The sequence below is a fragment of the Burkholderia sp. F1 genome (genome assembly GCF_050813845.1).
Taxonomy (GTDB): Bacteria; Pseudomonadota; Gammaproteobacteria; order Burkholderiales; family Burkholderiaceae; genus Burkholderia; species Burkholderia ubonensis.
Window position 1 is genome coordinate 650,531 of record NZ_CP172421.1, and the last position, 17,629, is coordinate 668,159.

Consider the following 17,629-nt stretch of genomic DNA (forward strand, 5'->3'; position numbering starts at 1 on the left):
CGAGAGATCACACGCAAGAGCACTCTATGAGCAAAGACTACAAGGATCTGCTGGTTTCCCTCGACATCGGCACGTCGAAGGTGGTGGCCGTCGTCGCCGAGCTGAAGGGCGAAGGTCACTACGAGGTGATCGGTCTCGGCCAGAGCGAATCGAAAGGTCTGAAGAAGGGCGTGGTGGTGAACATCGAGGCCACCGTGCAGTCGATCCAGCGCGCGCTCGAGGAAGCCGAGCTGATGGCCGACTGCAAGATCACCAACGTGTTCACGGGGATCGCCGGCAGCCATATCCGCAGCTTCAATTCGAGCGGGATGGTCGCGATCAAGGACAAGGAAGTCACGCAGACGGACGTCGCGCGCGTGATCGAGACCGCGAAGGCGATCAACATCCCGACCGACCAGCAGGTGCTGCACATCCTCACGCAGGAATTCATCATCGACGGCCAGGAAGACGTGCGCGAGCCGATCGGCATGAGCGGGATCCGCCTCGAGGTGAAGGTGCACATCGTGACGGGCGCGGTGAGCGCCGCGCAGAACATCGTCAAGTGCGTGCGCCGCTGCGGGCTGGAAGTGAACGACCTGATCCTGCAGCCGCTCGCGTCGTCGCTCGCGGTGCTGACCGAGGACGAGAAGGATCTCGGCGTGGTGCTCGTCGACGTCGGCGGCGGCACGACCGACATCGCGATCTTCGCGGAAGGCGCGATTCGCCACACCGCGGTGATTCCGATCGCCGGCGACCAGATCACGAGCGACATCGCGATGGCGCTGCGCACGCCGACGCCGGACGCGGAAGACATCAAGGTCAGCTACGGGATCGCGAAGCAGGCGCTCGCCGATCCGGACGAGATGGTCGAAGTGCCGGGCCTCGGCGAACGCGGCCCGCGCACGCTGTCGCGCCAGGCGCTTGCGGCGGTGATCGAGCCGCGCGTCGAGGAGCTGTTCTCGCTCGTGCAGCAGGTCGTGCGCGAGTCGGGTTACGAAGAACTGCTGAGCTCCGGCGTGGTCATTACCGGCGGCGCGGCGATGATGCCGGGGATGGTCGAGCTCGGCGAGGACATTTTCCTGAAACCGGTGCGCATCGGCGCGCCGGAATACGCGGGCGGCCTGGCCGACGTCGTGCGCAATCCGCGCTATTCGACGGCGATGGGCCTCCTGGTGGAAGGCAGCGCTCAGCGCATGCGCGGCCGCAAGGTCGCGGTGCAGTCCGGCAACGCGGGGCAGATCTTCTCGCGGATGAAGGAATGGTTCCTGAGCAACTTCTGACGAACCGAATCGAAATTCGCGCCGGTGCCGGCGGCCGGCGCGCGACAGGGGGTTGCCCGATCTCCTGCCGAATAACGGCCGAGTAGCAGTAACTTTCTTGACGGAGGCAACAATGGAATTTGAAATGCTGGAAACCGAAACCAACGGCACCATCATCAAGGTGGTGGGCGTTGGCGGCGCTGGCGGCAATGCCGTGCAGCACATGATCAATCGCGGTGTGCAGGGCGTCGACTTCATCGTGATGAACACCGACGCGCAGGCGCTGTCGCGTTCGCGCGCGCCGTCCGTGATCCAGCTCGGCAACACCGGCCTCGGCGCCGGCGCGAAGCCGGAGATGGGCCGTGCGGCAGCCGAAGAGGCGCGTGAGCGCATCGCCGACGGGCTGCGCGGCGCGCACATGGTGTTCATCACCGCCGGCATGGGCGGCGGCACCGGCACGGGCGCGGCGCCGGTCGTCGCGCAGATCGCGAAGGAGATGGGCATCCTGACGGTCGGCGTCGTCAGCAAGCCGTTCGAGTTCGAAGGCGGCAAGCGGATGCGCGTCGCGGAAGCGGGCTCGCAGCAGCTGGAAGATCATGTCGACTCGCTGATCGTCGTGCTGAACGACAAGCTGTTCGACGTGATGGGCGACGACGCGGAGATGGACAAGTGCTTCCAGTGCGCGGACGACGTGCTGAACAACGCGGTCGCTGGCATCGCGGAAATCATCAACGTCGATGGCCTGGTCAACGTCGACTTCGAAGACGTGAAGACGGTGATGGGCGAGCAGGGCAAGGCGATGATGGGCACGGCGACGGTCGCCGGCGTCGATCGCGCGCGTCTCGCGGCGGAACAGGCCGTGGCGAGCCCGCTGCTGGAAGGCGTCGACCTGTCGGGCGCGCGCGGCGTGCTGGTCAACATCACGTCGAGCCGTTCGCTGCGCCTGTCGGAAACGCGCGAAGTGATGAACACGATCAAGAGCTACGCGGCGGAAGACGCGACGGTGATCTTCGGCGCGGTGTACGACGACGCGATGGGCGACGCGCTGCGCGTGACGGTCGTCGCGACGGGCCTCGGCCGCGCGGCGAAGAAGCAGCAGTCGGCGCCGATGACGCTGCTGCGCACCGGCACGGACAACCAGCCGGTCAACGCGGTGTCGCACAACAGCTACGCACCGGCGCATCATGTCAGCACGGCCGACTACGGCGCGCTCGACACGCCGGCCGTGTGGCGCAATTCGCGCGAAACCGCGGCATCGCACGTGCAGGCGCTGCAGGAGAAGGGGGTCGACACGTACGACATCCCGGCATTCCTGCGCAAGCAGGCTGACTGAGGCACACGGGCGAAGCCGCGGCGGTGTCGCCGCGGTGAAACCGGCGTGACGGATGCTACGGACCGCGACAGGCCGCGTCGAATGCGACGCCCGGCCGGGAGACGTGCCCTCTTCGCTTCGGCGAGGCGGAATGGGCCGTGCTGTCCGTGTCACGCAAGAAACCGTATCGCTATGAGGGACCAGGCATGATTCAAGTGGGCGACGCGCTGCCCGACGCGCAACTGTTCGAGTTCATCGACGACGCGCAGGCGGGTTGTACGCTGGGGCCGAACGCCCGCAGCGTGCGCGAGCAGACGGCGGGCAAGCGGGTGGTGATCTTCGGATTGCCCGGCGCTTTCACGCCGACCTGCTCGGCGCAGCATGTGCCGGGCTATGTCGAGCACGCCGAGCAGTTGCGCGCGGCGGGCATCGACGAGATCTGGTGCGTGTCCGTCAACGACGCATTCGTGATGGGCGCTTGGGGACGTGATCTGCACACCGCGGGCAAGGTGCGCATGATGGCGGACGGCAGCGCGGCTTTCACTCATGCGCTGGGGCTGACGCAGGATTTGTCCGCGCGTGGCATGGGGATTCGTTCCCTGCGCTACGCGATGGTGGTCGACGACGGTGTGGTCAAGACGCTGGCCGTCGAAGCGCCGGGCAAGTTCGAAGTGAGCGATGCGGCGAGTGTGCTGGCGACGTTGAAGTCCTGATTGCGCGATGCGCCGTTGCTTGCAGGCAACGTTGCGTATCGGCCGCAGGGCAGTTGTAACACGGGCTGATGACCGGGAACGCCTCCGTTCCGGGCGTCGGCCCGTCCCGTATCGGCAGGGGTAAACAGCGGAAACAGATTGATACGCAGTTTCAAACAGCGTTGAATGAGGAATTACGCTATAATCTCATCTATCGAATATAACTCCTGATTGAAATCTTCAATCAAGACGAAGAACACCATGCTGAAGCAGCGCACCATCAAATCCATCGTCAAGACCGTGGGGATCGGTGTCCACTCGGGCCGCAAGATCGAGCTGACGCTCCGTCCCGCCGCGCCGGGCACGGGCATCGTCTTTTCGCGCGTCGACCTGCCCACGCCCGTCGACATTCCCGCGTCGGCGACGTCGATCGGCGACACGCGGCTCGCGTCGGTGCTGCAGAAGGATGGCGTCCGCGTGTCGACGGTCGAGCACCTGATGTCCGCGTGCGCGGGCCTCGGCATCGACAACCTGTACGTCGACGTGACGGCCGAGGAAATCCCGATCATGGACGGCAGCGCGGCGACTTTCGTGTTCCTGATCCAGTCCGCCGGCATCGAGGAGCAGAACGCGCCGAAGCGCTTCATCAAGGTCAAGAAGACGGTCGAAATCCGCGACGGCGACAAGTTCGCGCGTCTCGATCCGTATTTCGGCTTCAAGCTGAAGTTCTCGATCGATTTCCGTCACCCGGCCGTCGACAAGACGGGCCAGGAGCTCGAGGTCGATTTCGCGAATACGTCGTACGTGCGCGACATCGCGCGTGCGCGCACGTTCGGCTTCGCGCACGAGGCCGAGATGCTGCGCGAGATCGGCCTGGCGCGCGGCGGCAGCATGGACAATGCGATCGTGCTCGACGAGTACCGCATCCTGAACAACGACGGGCTGCGCTACGACGACGAGTTCGTGAAGCACAAGATGCTCGACGCGATCGGCGACCTGTACGTGATCGGCCATCCGCTGCTGGCGTCCTATACCGCATACAAGTCGGGGCACGGGCTCAACAACGCGCTGCTGCGCGAGCTGCTCGCGCACGAGGACGCGTACGAGATCGTGACGTTCGACGATCCGCAGTCCGCGCCGAGCGGCTTCGGGTTCGATGCGCAGACGGCGTTCGCCTGAGCGGGCGCGCTCCGTGCGCAGATGAAAAAGCGGCCCGAGGGCCGCTTTTTTTCGTTTGCGCGGATCGAGCGGCGCGCGTGGTCAGCGCGGGGTCTTCGCCCCATGCCGCGCCGCCATCCGGGCGAGCGCCGCCTGCAGCGGCGACGGCTCGAGGTGATCGGCGAGGTCGCGCAATGCCGCGGCGCCGACGGACGTCATCCGCGCCTGCTTCACGTGCGGCGGCGGCGGCGCGTCCTTCGGACGCACGCGCACGCGCAGCGTGCTCACCGGCCAGCCGCGCTTTTGCAGATCCGCGAGCAGCCGCGGCTCGACCTGCCGCAGCCGCGCGGCCAGCGCGTTGTGCGCGGCAAACAGGGTCAGGACACCATCCTTCACGAACCCCGGCTCGACGTGGCTGGCGAGATAGTCGGGCAGCAGCGCGGCGAGATCGCGCTGCAGCGACGCGATCTGCTCGACGCCGGCGCGCAGCGCCGCGAACGCGTCGGTACGGCCGAGCACCTCGGACACGGGTTGCGGGCGATACGGGCCGAGCGGGCCGAAACGCTTGGAAAATCGGTTCATCGAGGCTTTCTTCGGGGAGGCGGCAGCGCGCGGTGGTTGACGCCGATTGTACCCGCGGCGGCCGGCGCGCGGCCGGATTTGCGGCGGTGTGGCCCGTCGGCACGGCGAGGCTGCCGTCCGCCCGAGTCACGGGCGCATGCGCCCCCGCGTGCTAAAATTCGCTGTTTGTATCCACTATTACGCTAAGCCGCCGAGGCTCGGGCGTCGGGGCGCGCAACACGCGCCGGGCGCCGGTGCTGCGACGCAGGATCCGATCCGATGACAACCGGTTTTCTCCAGAAAATTTTTGGCAGCCGCAACCAGCGGCTCGTCAAGCAATATCAAAAGACCGTCGCGGCGATCAATGCGCTCGAAACGCAGATCGAGAAGCTGACGGACGACCAGTTGCGCGGCAAGACGGACGAATTCCGCCAGCGGGTCGCGGCCGGCGAGTCGCTCGACAAGCTGCTGCCGGAGGCGTTCGCGGTCTGCCGCGAGGCGAGCCGCCGGGTGCTGAAGATGCGTCACTTCGACGTGCAGCTGATCGGCGGGATGGTGCTCCACTACGGCAAGATCGCCGAAATGCGCACCGGCGAGGGCAAGACGCTGGTGGCGACGCTGCCGGTGTACCTGAACGCGCTGTCGGGCCACGGCGTACACGTCGTGACGGTCAACGACTACCTCGCGCAGCGTGACGCCGAGTGGATGGCGCGTCTCTACAACTTCCTCGGGCTGTCGGTCGGCATCAACCTGTCCGGCATGGAGCACGAGCAGAAGCAGCAGGCGTACGCGTCCGACATCACGTACGGCACGAACAACGAGTTCGGCTTCGACTACCTGCGCGACAACATGGTCTACGAGACCGACGCGCGCGTGCAGCGCGCGCTGAACTTCGCGGTGGTCGACGAAGTCGACTCGATCCTGATCGACGAAGCGCGTACGCCGCTGATCATCTCCGGCCAGGCCGAGGACCACACCGAGCTGTACGTGCGGATGAACGCGCTGCCGCCGCTGCTCGAGCGCCAGATCGGCGAGGAGAAGGCCGACGGCACCGGCGTCGAGAAGCCGGGCGACTATACGCTCGACGAGAAGTCGCGCCAGGTGTTCCTGACGGAAGCGGGCCACGAGAAGGCCGAGCGCCTGCTGTCGGAGTGGGGCCTGATCGGCGAGGGCGAGAGCCTGTACGCGCCGCAGAACATCACGCTGATGCACCACGTGTACGCGGCGCTGCGCGCGCACACGCTGTTCCACAAGGACCAGCACTACGTCGTGCAGGACGGCGAAGTGATCATCGTCGACGAATTCACGGGCCGCCTGATGGCCGGCCGCCGCTGGTCCGACGGCCTGCACCAGGCGGTCGAGGCGAAGGAGCACGTGAAGATCCAGAGCGAGAACCAGACGCTCGCGTCGATCACGTTCCAGAACTATTTCCGCATGTACGCGAAGCTGTCGGGCATGACCGGCACCGCGGACACCGAAGCGTACGAATTCAACGAGATCTACGGTCTCGAGACGGTCGTGATCCCGACCAACCGTCCGCCGAAGCGGATCGACAAGCAGGATCAGATCTACAAGACGGCCAAGGAGCGCTACGACGCGGTGATCCGCGACATCCGCGAATGTCACGAGCGCGGCCAGCCGGTGCTGGTCGGCACGACGTCGATCGAGAACTCCGAGCTGCTGTCGCACCTGCTGAAGCAGGCCGGGCTGCCGCACGAGGTGCTGAACGCGAAGCAGCACGCGCGCGAAGCGGCGATCGTCGCGGAGGCGGGCCGTCCGCAGCGCGTCACGATCGCGACCAACATGGCGGGCCGCGGCACCGACATCGTGCTCGGCGGCAATGCGGAGAAGCAGGCCGCGTTCATCGAGGCCGACGCGTCGGTTCCGGCGGACGAAAAGGCGCGCCGCATCCAGCAGCTCCATGACGAATGGGAAACGCTGCACGAGCAGGTGAAGGCAGCGGGCGGCCTGCACATCATCGGCACCGAGCGTCACGAGTCGCGCCGGATCGACAACCAGCTGCGCGGCCGTGCGGGCCGTCAGGGCGACCCGGGTTCGTCGCGCTTCTACCTGTCGCTCGACGATCCGCTGCTGCGCATTTTCGCCGGCGACCGCGTGCGCGCGATCATGGACCGCCTGAAGATGCCGGAAGGCGAGGCGATCGAGGCCGGCATCGTCACGCGTTCGATCGAATCCGCGCAGCGCAAGGTCGAGGCGCGCAACTTCGACATCCGCAAGCAGCTGCTCGAATACGACGACGTGTCGAACGACCAGCGCAAGGTCATCTACCAGCAGCGCAACGAGCTGCTCGAAGCGCATGACATCACCGAGACGATCGGTGCGATGCGTCACGGCGTGATCAGCGAGGTCGTCCGCCAGTTCGTGCCGGCGGGGAGCATCGAGGAGCAGTGGGACGTCCCCGAGCTCGAGGAAGCGCTGCGCAACGACTGGCAGCTCGATCTCGCGATCCAGGAAATGGTGAACGAGTCGTCGTCGATCTCGGCGGACGAGATTCTCGACGCGGTGACCACCGCGGCCGACGAGCAATACGAGTCGAAGGTCGCGCTGGTCGGCCGCGAATCGTTCAGCGCGTTCGAGCGCTCGGTGATGCTGCAGTCGGTCGACCGCCTGTGGCGCGAGCACCTCGCGGCGCTCGACCACCTGCGCCAGGGCATCCACCTGCGCGGCTACGCGCAGAAGAACCCGAAGCAGGAATACAAGCGTGAGGCGTTCGAACTGTTCGCGGCGATGCTCGAGGCGATCAAGCAGGAAGTCACGCGGATCGTGATGAACGTGCAGATCCAGTCGCCGGAACAGCTCGAGGAAGCGGCCGAGCAGATCGAGGAGCGCAGCGGGCATCTCGAGAACGTCGAGTACCAGCATGCCGAGTTCGCCGAGGCAGGCGCGCCGGTGGCGGGCGGTGCGGCGGTAGCCGCCGCGACGGCCGCCGAGGAGATGGTCGGCAGCGCGATGAGCCACAGCGGCCCCGGCGGCGAGATGCCGAAGGTCGGCCGCAACGACCCGTGCCCGTGCGGCAGCGGCAAGAAGTACAAGCATTGTCACGGCAAGCTGTCGTAACACGACGACCCCACGCTCACGTCGTTCGCTGCCCCCGAGGGGGCGGTCAGCTTCCTTGGGGCGGCCCGGCGGAAGCTGACAGGCGGCGCGCGATGAGCGCGCCGCGTCGTTTGTAGCGTTGATTTGTGGTGAGAGTTGCGGCGGTCCGCGCGTGCGGCCGCCGGTTCGTTCAATCGATGCCGGCGCGCGCCGGCATTTTCCCTTCCGGCAGGTGTTCCACATGGCTGTCAATTTCCCGTCGATCGATCCCGCCCAACTGCATCCCGTCGCCGGCGTCACGCTGGGCTGGGCGGAGGCGAACATTCGCAAGCCGAACCGCAAGGACGTGCTGGTCATTTCCGTCGACGATGGCGCGACGGTCGCCGGCGTGTTCACCGAGAACCGCTTCTGCGCGGCGCCCGTGATCGTCTGCCGCGAGCATCTGGCGAAGGTGCGCGCGGGCGGCGCGGGCATTCGCGCGCTCGTCGTCAACACCGGCAACGCGAACGCGGGCACCGGCGAGCCGGGTCTCGCGCACACGCGCGAGACCTGCGCGGAGCTCGCGCGCCTCGCGGGCATCGAGCCGGCCCAGGTGCTGCCGTTCTCGACGGGCGTGATCCTCGAGCCGCTGCCGATCGACCGCCTGAAGGCCGGCCTGCCGGCGGCGCTCGCGAACCGCCAGGCCGCGCACTGGTTCGACGCCGCGCAGGCGATCATGACCACCGACACGCTGCCGAAGGCGACGTCGCGCCAGGTGACGATCGACGGCCACACGGTCACGCTGTCCGGCATCAGCAAGGGCGCGGGCATGATCAAGCCGAACATGGCGACGATGCTCGGCTTCCTCGCGTTCGACGCGACGGTCGCGCAGCCGGTGCTCGACACGCTCGTGAAGGAGGTCGCCGACCGCTCGTTCAACTGCATCACGATCGACGGCGACACGTCGACGAACGACTCGTTCATCCTGATCGCATCCGGCAAGAGCACGCTGCCGGCGATCACGTCGACCGATTCGCCTGCCTACGCGGCGCTGCGCGACGCGGTCACCGAGGTTGCGCAAGTGCTGTCGCAGCTGATCGTGCGCGACGGCGAAGGCGCGACGAAATTCATGACGGTGCAGGTCGAAGGCGGCCGGAGCGTCGCCGAATGCCGCCAGATCGCCTATGCGATCGGCCATTCGCCGCTCGTGAAGACGGCGTTCTACGCGTCGGACCCGAACCTTGGCCGCATTCTCGCGGCGATCGGCTACGCGGGCGTCGCCGATCTCGACGTCGGCAAGATCGACCTGTATCTCGACGACGTGCTGGTCGCGAAGGCGGGCGGCCGCAATCCGGCGTACCAGGAAGAGGACGGCCAGCGCGTGATGAAGCAGAGCGAGATCACGATCCGCGTGCTGCTCGGCCGCGGCGATGCGCAGGCGACGATCTGGACGTGCGACCTGTCGCACGATTACGTGAGCATCAACGCGGATTACCGCTCCTGACCGGGAGCGCCGGAACATCATGGACAAGCTCGAACAGTTCCTGACGCGCGCGGAAACGCTGCTCGGCCGGCTCGAGGCGATGCTGCCGCCCGCGCCGGCGGCAGTCGACTGGAACGCCGCGAACGCGTTCCGCTGGCGCAAGCGCCAGGGGCGCGGCTATCTGCAGCCGGTGCCCGCCGTGTCGTCGATCACGCTCGCCGACCTGCACAACATCGATCGCCAGAAAGGGCTGATCGAGCAGAACACGCGGCAATTCGTGCAGAAGAAGCCGGCGAACAACGTGCTGCTGACCGGCGCGCGCGGCACCGGCAAGTCGTCGCTGATCAAGGCGTGCCTGAACGCCCATGCGAACGACGGGCTGCGCCTGATCGAAGTCGACAAGGACGACCTGCACGATCTCGGCGACATCGTCGACCTGATCGCGCAGCGTCCCGAGCGCTTCATCGTATTCTGCGACGACCTGTCGTTCGAGGAAGGCGAGTCGGGCTACAAGGCGCTGAAGGTTGCGCTCGACGGCTCGATCGCCGCGCAGTCGGACAACGTGCTGATCTACGCGACGTCGAATCGCCGCCATCTGCTGCCCGAGTACATGAGCGACAACGAGACGTACAAGCACCTGCCCGACGGCGAGATCCATCCCGGCGAAGTCGTCGAGGAGAAGATCTCGCTGTCCGAGCGCTTCGGCCTGTGGGTCAGCTTCTATCCGTTCAAGCAGGACGATTACCTCGGCATCGTCGCGCACTGGCTGCGCCACTTCGGCTGCGGTGACGCCGAGATCGAGCAGGCGCGCGGCGATGCGCTCGTGTGGGCGCTCGAGCGCGGTTCGCGCTCGGGACGCGTCGCGTGGCAGTTCGCGCGCGACTGGTCGGGTCGCAAGGAGCAGGCATGAGCACGGATCTCGCACAAGGCGCCGTGCGCGCGCCCGACGGCCGGAAGGTGACCGAGGTTGCGGTCGGCATCATGGTGCAGCCGGACGGGCGTTACCTGCTCGCGCAGCGCCTGCAGGGCAAGCCGTACGAAGGCTACTGGGAGTTTCCGGGCGGCAAGCTGGAGGCGGGGGAAAGCGTCGAGGACGCGCTCGCGCGCGAACTGCACGAGGAGCTCGGGATCGCCGTCACCGCTTGCCACCGCTGGCATACGCTCGAGCACGACTACCCGCATGCGTACGTGCGGCTCTACTTCTGCAAGGTGACGGGCTGGACCGGCGAGCCGCACAGCAAGGAAGGGCAGGCGTTCGTCTGGCAGCATCTGCCGGTCGACGTCGCGCCGCTGTTGCCCGCGGCGCTGCCGGTGCTCGAACTGCTCGCGAAGGACGAAGCGCAACGCTGAGGCCGGGCGGCTCGCCGGGAGGCGGGCCGCAGCGCGCGGGACGCATGGCGCCGCGCGGCGGCTAACTCGGGCGGCGTCTGTCCTTGTCGTCCTCTTCCTCGGACAGCGGCGAGTCGTCCGAACCGCCGATCCGGTATTTTTCCGCGGCCCACGCGCCGAGATCGAGCTGCTTGCAGCGGGCGGAACAGAAGGGACGGAAGCGATTTTCAGGCGTCCAGCGCACCTCGGCGCCGCAGGACGGGCATTTCACAACAGTAGTCATACGAAAGCGTCGATCCGGCACACGGCCGTTACAGATTGCACAGGGTCAGGTGGAACGGCACGTCGATGTCCACGGCACGCGGCCGCACGTCGCCGTCCTGCATGGTGAACCGCACCCACAGCATGTACTTGTTCGCGCTGGCTTCCGGAATCACGCGCAGTTCCGGCGCCACGCGCACCTGCATCAGTTGATAACTGCGACCGGACAGCATCTGCTGATAGCTGCCCTGCATGGCCATCACCTTCGATGCCTGCCCCGATTCGCGCGCGAGGCGCAGCACGATCGTCACCGCGTCGCGCAGCGGCAGGAGCGGCAGGATCCATTTGGCGATGTCCTGGCGCCGCTGCTCGGCGGGCCACTGTTGCCACGCGTAGTACGACGGCAGATCGAATTTACAGGTTCCGCCGGGAATCACCGCGCGGCTGCGGATGCTCGCGAGCCACTCGTTGTCGACCAGATGCTGGCCCGTCTTGCCCTGCATCTGCCCGAGGTTCGCGAGCGTCTGCTCGATTTCGCCGAGTACGGCTTCAAGCGCGTTCTGTTCGATACCCGGATTGCCGCGAAAGGGGGCGAGCGTCTGGCGTTGACGTTCGAGTTCTTTCATCAGATCCGATTTCAGGTCCGCGCGGCCCGTGACTTCGGCGATCTCGAACAGCGTCGTCAGCGCGACGTGATGTTCCCGCGCATCCTCCTGAGCCAAAAAAAACGCAAAGCGCTCGAACAGGTCTTCGAGGCGCAGCAACGTGCGAATTCGCTCATTGAACGGGTACTCGTAAAGGATCAAGCGCGCTCGCCTCTTGCGTAGGGTATGAAACAATGCAGGACATTCTAATGCTCACTCTCCACCCTAGCAACGCGCCAATTTCGTGCGCCATCGCGGCGCGTCGCACGCACATGGTGCTTACTTTGCAGCGGCCGCAGCGGCGAGATAGCGCTGGTGCAGCGCGTCGACCTGCGCGGCGAGCGCGTCGGGCATCGTCGCATCGTTGACGATGACGTCGTCGGCGGCAGCGAGACGGGCGTCGCGCGTCGCCTGCCGTGCAACGATTGCCTCGACCTGCTCGCGCGTGAAACCGTTGCGGCGCATCACGCGCGCAATCTGGGTCTCGACCTTGCAATCGACGAGGAGCACGCGATCGACGCGCGACTTCCAGTTGCGGGATTCGACGAGCAGCGGCACGACGAACATGACGTACGCGCCTTGCGCTTCCCGGCCTTCGCGGTCCGTCTCCGCACGGATCAGCGGATGCGTGATCGACTCGAGGCGCCGTCGCGCGGCATCGTCGCTGAAGATCAGCGTGCGCATCTTCGCGCGGTCGAGCGAGCCGTCCGCCGCGACGAAGTCCGGGCCGAACGCCTGCTCGATCGCGGGCATCGCGAGCCCGTCGGGCGCAGTGATGCGATGGGCGATCAGGTCGGTGTCGACGATCGACGCGCCGCGGGCCGCGAACAGGTCGGCCACGGTGGTCTTGCCGCTGCCGATTCCGCCGGTGAGTCCTACTGCAAACATGTCAGTCTCCGCCTGGCCATCCCAAGGGCGTAGCAGGGAATTCGCGGAGCAGTGCTCCGCGCCTGCAAAGCCCGCCGTGGGCGGCCGATCGCGCCCACGGGGAGCAGCGAAAAAAGTGAGCGTGGGGGGCGTTTCATTTCAGCCTCCGAGCGCCGAATAGAAAGGGGTGCCGAAAAACAGCGTCGCGACGCCGCCGGCCGCAAGAAACGGTCCGAACGGAATCGGCTCCTCGAAGCGCATGCGGCCGCGCCACGTCGCGACGAGCCCGACGATCGCGCCCGTCACCGCCGCGAACAACACGACCTGCGGCAATGCGGCCCAGCCCATCCATGCGCCGAGCGCGGCGAGCAGCTTCAGGTCGCCGAAGCCGATGCCCTCGATGCCGCGCAGCCACCTGAACAGCCAGTAGATCGACCACAGGAACAGGTAGCCGGCCATCGCGCCGATGACGGCCGCGCGCAGCGACGCGAACGTGCCGCCGAGGTTCAGCGCGAGGCCGGCCCAGAGCAGCGGCAGCGTCATCGAATCGGGCAGGTAGCCGGTCTGGATGTCGATCGCGCTCATCGCGAGCAGCGCGGCGCACAGGCCGAATGCGGCGAGTGCGGCCATCGTGGGGCCGAACGCCGCGAGCGAGCCGGCGGCGAGCAGCGCGCCCGCGAGTTCGATCAGCGGGTAGCGCGCGCCGATTGCGTGGCCGCACTGCCGGCAGCGTCCGCGTTGCAGCAGGTAGCTGACGAGCGGGATGTTCTCCCAGGCGCGCAGCATGTGGCCGCAATGCGGACAGGCGCTGCGCGGGCGCCACAGATCGTAGCGCGGCGGATAGCCGTCGTCGGACTCCGCGTTCGTGCCGGTGGCCTCGGCGATCTCGGCCTCCCACGCGCGCTTCATCATGACGGGCAGCCGGTGGATGACCACGTTGAGGAAGCTGCCGACGCACAGGCCGAGCACGACGGCGAATGCATACTGCGCGGCGGGCGGCAGCATCGCGAACGCGGACAGCGCTGTCACGGGCGAATCGGGGGCGGCGTACAAGGGTTCGGGCGTCATGTTGCGGGGCGGTCGGACAAATCGGCGACGGATTCGGTAGCGATGCTACACCACGTTGCCGAGCTGAAGGATGGGCAGATACATCGCGACGACGAGGCTGCCGACCAGTGCGCCCAGCACGATCACGATCAGCGGTTCGCCGAGCGCGGCGAGCGTATCGAGATGCGCGTCGAGCTGGCGTTCGCACAGTGCGGCGAGGTCGGCGAGCATCGTGCCGAGCGCGCCGGTTTCTTCCGCGACGGCAATCGGCTGGACGACGTCGTCCGGAAAGCAGCCGGCCGCATGCATCGCGTCGGCGAGCCGTGCGCCGCGCAGCACGCGCGCGGCGATGCGCGCGGTGGCCTGCTCGAACACCGGATGGCCGGCGGTGCGCTCGAGCGTCGCGAAGGCGTCCGCGAGCGGCACGCCGGCCCCGAGCAGCGTGGCGAGCGACCGGCACCATCGTGCGGCCGCGAAGCGGCTCAGCATCGGGCCGACGAGCGGCGTGCGCAGCAGGTGCCGGGACAGCGAGAGGCGCAGCGCGGGCGAGCGCCGGATCGCTTGCCGCGCGGCCAGGCCGGCGACCACGACGCAGGCAAGCAGCGGTGTGCCCCATGCAGCTGTGGCGGATGCGAGCGCGAGCAGCATGCGTGTCGGCGCCGGCAATGCGGCGCCGAAACCGTCGAAGATCTGCCGGAAGGTCGGCACGACCCACAGCATCAGCGCGATCGTGATCGCGAGCGCGAACAGGATGACCGACACCGGGTAGGCGAGCGCGGCGCGCAGCTTGCGCCGCTGCGCGTCCGCGCGTTCGCGGTGATCCGCGACACGCGCCAGCACCGGGCCGAGCGCGCCGGACGTCTCGCCGATCTCGATCAGCTGGCGATACAGCAAGCCGAATTGAGACGGGTAGCGGGCGAGCGCATCGGCAAAGCGCCGCCCGCCGGCGATCTCCCGTGCGAGGCCGGCCGCGATGCGCGGCATGCCGTCGGGCCCGCGGGTGCGCGCGAGCATCTCGAGCGCCGGCGCGAGCGGCAGGCCGGCCTGCAGCAGGCTGGCGAGTTGCTGCGTGAAGCGGGTGATCTCCCGTGCGCGTGCCGTCGGCGGCCGGGCCGCGCCGCGCGGATCGAGCGACAGCACGGTGATGCCGGCGCGCGCGAGCGTCGCGCGTGCGCTGGCGGCATCGAACGCGACCACGGTGCCGCGGCGCGGCGCGCCGTCGGGGCGGCGGCCGCGCCACGCGAAGCGGGTCTCCCGCGGCGGCGTGTGCGCGTTCATGCGTCGGGCGTGGCGGCGAGCGCTTCCGCCAGACTCGTCGTGCCGTCCCGCACGCGCGCAAGCGCGGCATCGCGCAGGTTGCGCACGCCTTCGCCGGCCGCATGGCGGGCGAGTTCGCCGACGCTCGCGCGCGCGACGATGTGTTCCGCAAGCCTGGGCGACACCGGCATCGTCTGGTGGAGGCCGATGCGGCCGCGGTAGCCGATGCCATGACAGGCGGGGCAGCCGCGCGCGACCAACGGCCGCCAGCCGGACGCGAGCGCCGACGGGTCGCAGCCGGATTCGCGCAGCACGCGCGGCGGCGCGTCGGACGGCGAGCGGCAAGCCGCGCACAGACGGCGCACGAGCCGCTGCGCGGTGACGAGGCGCAGCGCCGCCGCCAGGTTGTATGGTGCGACGCCGATGTCGAGCAGCCGCGTGATCGCGGCCGGCGCGTCGTTGGTATGCAGCGTCGACAGCACGAGGTGTCCGGTTTGCGCGGCCTTGATCGCGACATCGGCCGTCTCCGCGTCACGGATCTCGCCGACCATGATGACGTCGGGGTCCTGCCGCAGCAGCGCGCGCAGCGCGGTCGCGAAGGTCAGCCCGGCCTTCTCCGCGACGCCGACCTGATTGATGCCGTCGAGCTGGATCTCGGCCGGATCCTCGACCGTGCAGACGTTGTGCGCGTCGCGATCGAGCATCTGCAGTGCGCAGTAGAGGGACAGTGTCTTGCCGCTGCCCGTCGGCCCGGTGACGAGCACGAGCCCGTGCGGTGCGTGGATCGCCGCCTCCATCGCGCGCGCCTGCAGCGCGTCGAAGCCCAGGCGCGCGAGCGTGAGGTCGGGCGGCAGCGTTTCGAGCCGGCGCAGCACGAGCTTTTCGCCGAACAGCGTGGGCAGCGAGCTGACCCGGTAGTCGCCGCGCCGGCCGACGGCGAGCGCGACGCGCAGCCGGCCGTCCTGCGGGATGCGGCGTTCCGCGATGTCCATGCGCGCGAGCACCTTGACCCGCGTGACGAACGCATCGCGCAGGTGCACCGGCGGCCGCGCGTGTTCATGCAGCACGCCGTCGATGCGCAGGCGGATCCGCCAGCCCGTTTCGAACGGCTCGACATGGACGTCGGAGGCTTCGCGGGCGCACGCGGCGTGCAGCGTGTCCGTCAGCAGCCGCACGGCCGGCGCGTCGTCGAGCTGGGCCGCGTCAAGCGGGCGGGAGTCGGATGAAGGCGCGGGGCCGGGAGCGGCGGGCATCCCGCCGGAAGGTGTGAGCAGCATGCATGCCGGCGCGTCGGCCGCCTGGTAACCGTGACCGTTGCATGGTCGCGCGACAGGGGCTGCGCCGGCAGTCGGCTATCCGGCTAGCGCTTGGCGAGACTGCGCACGCCGCGCGCCGGGCGCGGCTTAAAGAGCTTGACGGTGCGGACCGCCTGGTCGTCGCTGCGCATCACTTCGAGCATTACGTCGCCGATCTTCAGGCACACGTCGTCTTCCGGAATGTCCTCGAGGACCTCGAGGATCAGCCCGTTGAGCGTCTTCGGTCCGTCGGTCGGCAGCTTCAGGTTCAGCCAGCGGTTCAGCTCGCGCAGCGGCATGCTCGCCGCGACGATGCATTCGCCGTTCTCGTCCCAGCCGCCCTTGCGCTCGCTGCGCGGCATCGAGGTCGTGAACTCGCCGATCAGTTCCTCGATGATGTCCTCGGGCGTGACGAGACCTTCGAGCTCGCCGTATTCGTTGACGACGAGCGCGGTGCGCTGGCGGCTTTCCTGGAAATACTGGAGCTGCTGGACCACCGGCGTGCCCGACGGCACGTAGTACGGCTCGGCGAGCAGCGTGCGCAGCGTCTCGCGGTCGAAATCCTGGTTGTGCAGCGCGGTCAGCGTCTTGCGCACGTGCAGCACGCCGAGCACCTTGTCGATGTCGCCTTCGTAGACGACGAGCCGGTTGTGATAGCAGGTCTCGAGCTGACGCAGGATGTCGTCGAGCGGCGCGTAGAAATTGAGCGATTCGATCTGGCGGCGCGGCACCATCACGTCGTCGACCGTGATGTTCTCGAGATCGAACAGGTTCAGCAGGATGCTGCGGTGCTTGGTCGGCATGAAGCTGCTCGATTCGAGCACGATGGTGCGCAGCTCGTCGGCCGACAGCCGCAGGTCGCGGCCCTTGGCCGTGTTGATGCGCAACACCCACAGCACGCCGTGCGCGAGCGCGTTCACGAACCAGACGATCGGCTTCAGCACGCGCATCAGCGGCGCGATGACGAGGCTCGCGGGCAGCGCGATGCGCTCCGGGAACGTCGCGCCGGCGATCTTCGGCGCGATTTCGGCGAACACGATGATCAGGAACGCGACGATGCCGGTCGCGATCGACAGCGCGAAGTTGTTACGGCCGAACGTGTGCAGCGCGATCGACGTCGTGAGCACCGGGATGATCGTGTTGAACAGGTTGTTGCCGATCAGGATCACGCTGAGCAGCTGGTCGGTGCGCGTGAGCAGGCCCTGGGTGGTCTTCGCGCCGAGCGCGCCCTGGCCGGCGAGATGCTTGAGCCGATGGCGGTTGAGCGCCATCATCGCGGTCTCGGAAATGGAAAAGAAACTGGAGCAGAGGAGAAGCAGGAAGACGGCGCCGATTTGCGCCCATAAGGGAATTTGGTCCACGCGTCGGAAAGGGCAGTGAAGGACAGGGATGGAGGGACTATAGCAGAGGCCGGTGGCAGGGGCGTGTCGCGCCGGCGGCACGGGTCGC

16 protein-coding genes are annotated in these 17,629 nt (G+C 67.7%); 8 read left to right on the top strand and 8 right to left on the bottom strand.

The window, feature by feature from the left end; translation table 11 throughout:
- Positions 1 to 26 precede the first annotated feature (26 nt).
- The 4 genes from ftsA to lpxC all read left to right on the top strand — a co-directional run bounded on the left by ftsA (position 27) and on the right by lpxC (position 4,421).
- Positions 27 to 1,259 (top strand): cell division protein FtsA, encoded by a 1,233-nt coding sequence (gene ftsA, locus ACFIMZ_RS03185; RefSeq protein WP_010091242.1) that lies wholly within the window; start codon positions 27 to 29, stop codon positions 1,257 to 1,259.
- A gap of 112 nt (positions 1,260 to 1,371) precedes the next feature.
- A complete protein-coding gene (gene ftsZ, locus ACFIMZ_RS03190; protein ID WP_010091243.1) occupies positions 1,372 to 2,571 on the top strand; it encodes a cell division protein FtsZ in 1,200 nt (399 codons plus the stop codon).
- 185 nt (positions 2,572 to 2,756) lie between these two features.
- Positions 2,757 to 3,263, top strand: coding sequence for a peroxiredoxin (locus ACFIMZ_RS03195; protein ID WP_431822418.1), 507 nt, complete (start codon positions 2,757 to 2,759; stop codon positions 3,261 to 3,263).
- A 240-nt stretch (positions 3,264 to 3,503) separates the two neighbouring features.
- Positions 3,504 to 4,421, top strand: coding sequence for a UDP-3-O-acyl-N-acetylglucosamine deacetylase (lpxC, locus tag ACFIMZ_RS03200; protein ID WP_431821357.1), 918 nt, complete (start codon positions 3,504 to 3,506; stop codon positions 4,419 to 4,421).
- An 81-nt stretch (positions 4,422 to 4,502) separates the two neighbouring features.
- On the opposite strand, the gene ACFIMZ_RS03205 is transcribed toward lpxC, so the two are convergent.
- Positions 4,503 to 4,982 (bottom strand): DciA family protein, encoded by a 480-nt coding sequence (locus ACFIMZ_RS03205; RefSeq protein ID WP_431821358.1) that lies wholly within the window; start codon positions 4,980 to 4,982, stop codon positions 4,503 to 4,505.
- A gap of 258 nt (positions 4,983 to 5,240) precedes the next feature.
- Here ACFIMZ_RS03205 and secA point away from each other — a divergent pair, with 258 nt between their 5' ends.
- From secA to ACFIMZ_RS03225, 4 genes are all read left to right on the top strand, one after another.
- Entirely contained in the window at positions 5,241 to 8,039 is a 2,799-nt protein-coding gene (secA, locus tag ACFIMZ_RS03210; protein WP_431821359.1) for a preprotein translocase subunit SecA, read from the top strand.
- Between the two features lie 220 nt (positions 8,040 to 8,259).
- A complete protein-coding gene (gene argJ / locus ACFIMZ_RS03215; RefSeq protein WP_431821360.1) occupies positions 8,260 to 9,501 on the top strand; it encodes a bifunctional glutamate N-acetyltransferase/amino-acid acetyltransferase ArgJ in 1,242 nt (413 codons plus the stop codon).
- Between the two features lie 19 nt (positions 9,502 to 9,520).
- On the top strand, positions 9,521 to 10,390 hold the full coding sequence (locus ACFIMZ_RS03220) for an ATP-binding protein (protein ID WP_059760468.1): 870 nt from the start codon (positions 9,521 to 9,523) through the stop codon (positions 10,388 to 10,390).
- Positions 10,387 to 10,830: an NUDIX domain-containing protein gene (locus tag ACFIMZ_RS03225; protein WP_010091252.1), complete on the top strand. Its 444-nt coding sequence runs from the start codon at positions 10,387 to 10,389 to the stop codon at positions 10,828 to 10,830. Before ACFIMZ_RS03220 ends, ACFIMZ_RS03225 begins: the two co-directional genes overlap by 4 nt.
- Positions 10,831 to 10,891: 61 nt before the next feature.
- On the opposite strand, the gene ACFIMZ_RS03230 is transcribed toward ACFIMZ_RS03225, so the two are convergent.
- The 7 genes from ACFIMZ_RS03230 to ACFIMZ_RS03260 form a co-directional block, all read right to left on the bottom strand.
- Complete coding sequence (locus tag ACFIMZ_RS03230) at positions 10,892 to 11,092, bottom strand: DNA gyrase inhibitor YacG (protein ID WP_431821361.1); 201 nt, start codon at positions 11,090 to 11,092, stop codon at positions 10,892 to 10,894.
- Between the two features lie 28 nt (positions 11,093 to 11,120).
- Positions 11,121 to 11,876 carry a cell division protein ZapD gene (zapD, locus tag ACFIMZ_RS03235; protein ID WP_431821362.1) on the bottom strand — a complete coding sequence of 252 codons (756 nt, stop codon included), beginning with the start codon at positions 11,874 to 11,876 and terminating at the stop codon, positions 11,121 to 11,123.
- Between the two features lie 117 nt (positions 11,877 to 11,993).
- A complete protein-coding gene (gene coaE / locus ACFIMZ_RS03240) occupies positions 11,994 to 12,602 on the bottom strand; it encodes a dephospho-CoA kinase (RefSeq protein WP_431821363.1) in 609 nt (202 codons plus the stop codon).
- Between the two features lie 138 nt (positions 12,603 to 12,740).
- Positions 12,741 to 13,649, bottom strand: a complete 909-nt coding sequence (locus ACFIMZ_RS03245; RefSeq protein ID WP_431821364.1) for a prepilin peptidase — start codon at positions 13,647 to 13,649, stop codon at positions 12,741 to 12,743.
- Positions 13,650 to 13,694: 45 nt separating this feature from the next.
- Positions 13,695 to 14,906: a type II secretion system F family protein gene (locus ACFIMZ_RS03250; protein ID WP_431821365.1), complete on the bottom strand. Its 1,212-nt coding sequence runs from the start codon at positions 14,904 to 14,906 to the stop codon at positions 13,695 to 13,697.
- Complete coding sequence (locus ACFIMZ_RS03255) at positions 14,903 to 16,138, bottom strand: GspE/PulE family protein (protein WP_431822419.1); 1,236 nt, start codon at positions 16,136 to 16,138, stop codon at positions 14,903 to 14,905. The genes ACFIMZ_RS03250 and ACFIMZ_RS03255 overlap by 4 nt, the downstream gene beginning before the upstream one ends.
- 107 nt (positions 16,139 to 16,245) lie before the next feature.
- Positions 16,246 to 17,541, bottom strand: coding sequence for an HlyC/CorC family transporter (locus ACFIMZ_RS03260; protein ID WP_431821366.1), 1,296 nt, complete (start codon positions 17,539 to 17,541; stop codon positions 16,246 to 16,248).
- Between the last annotated feature and the right edge of the window lie 88 nt (positions 17,542 to 17,629).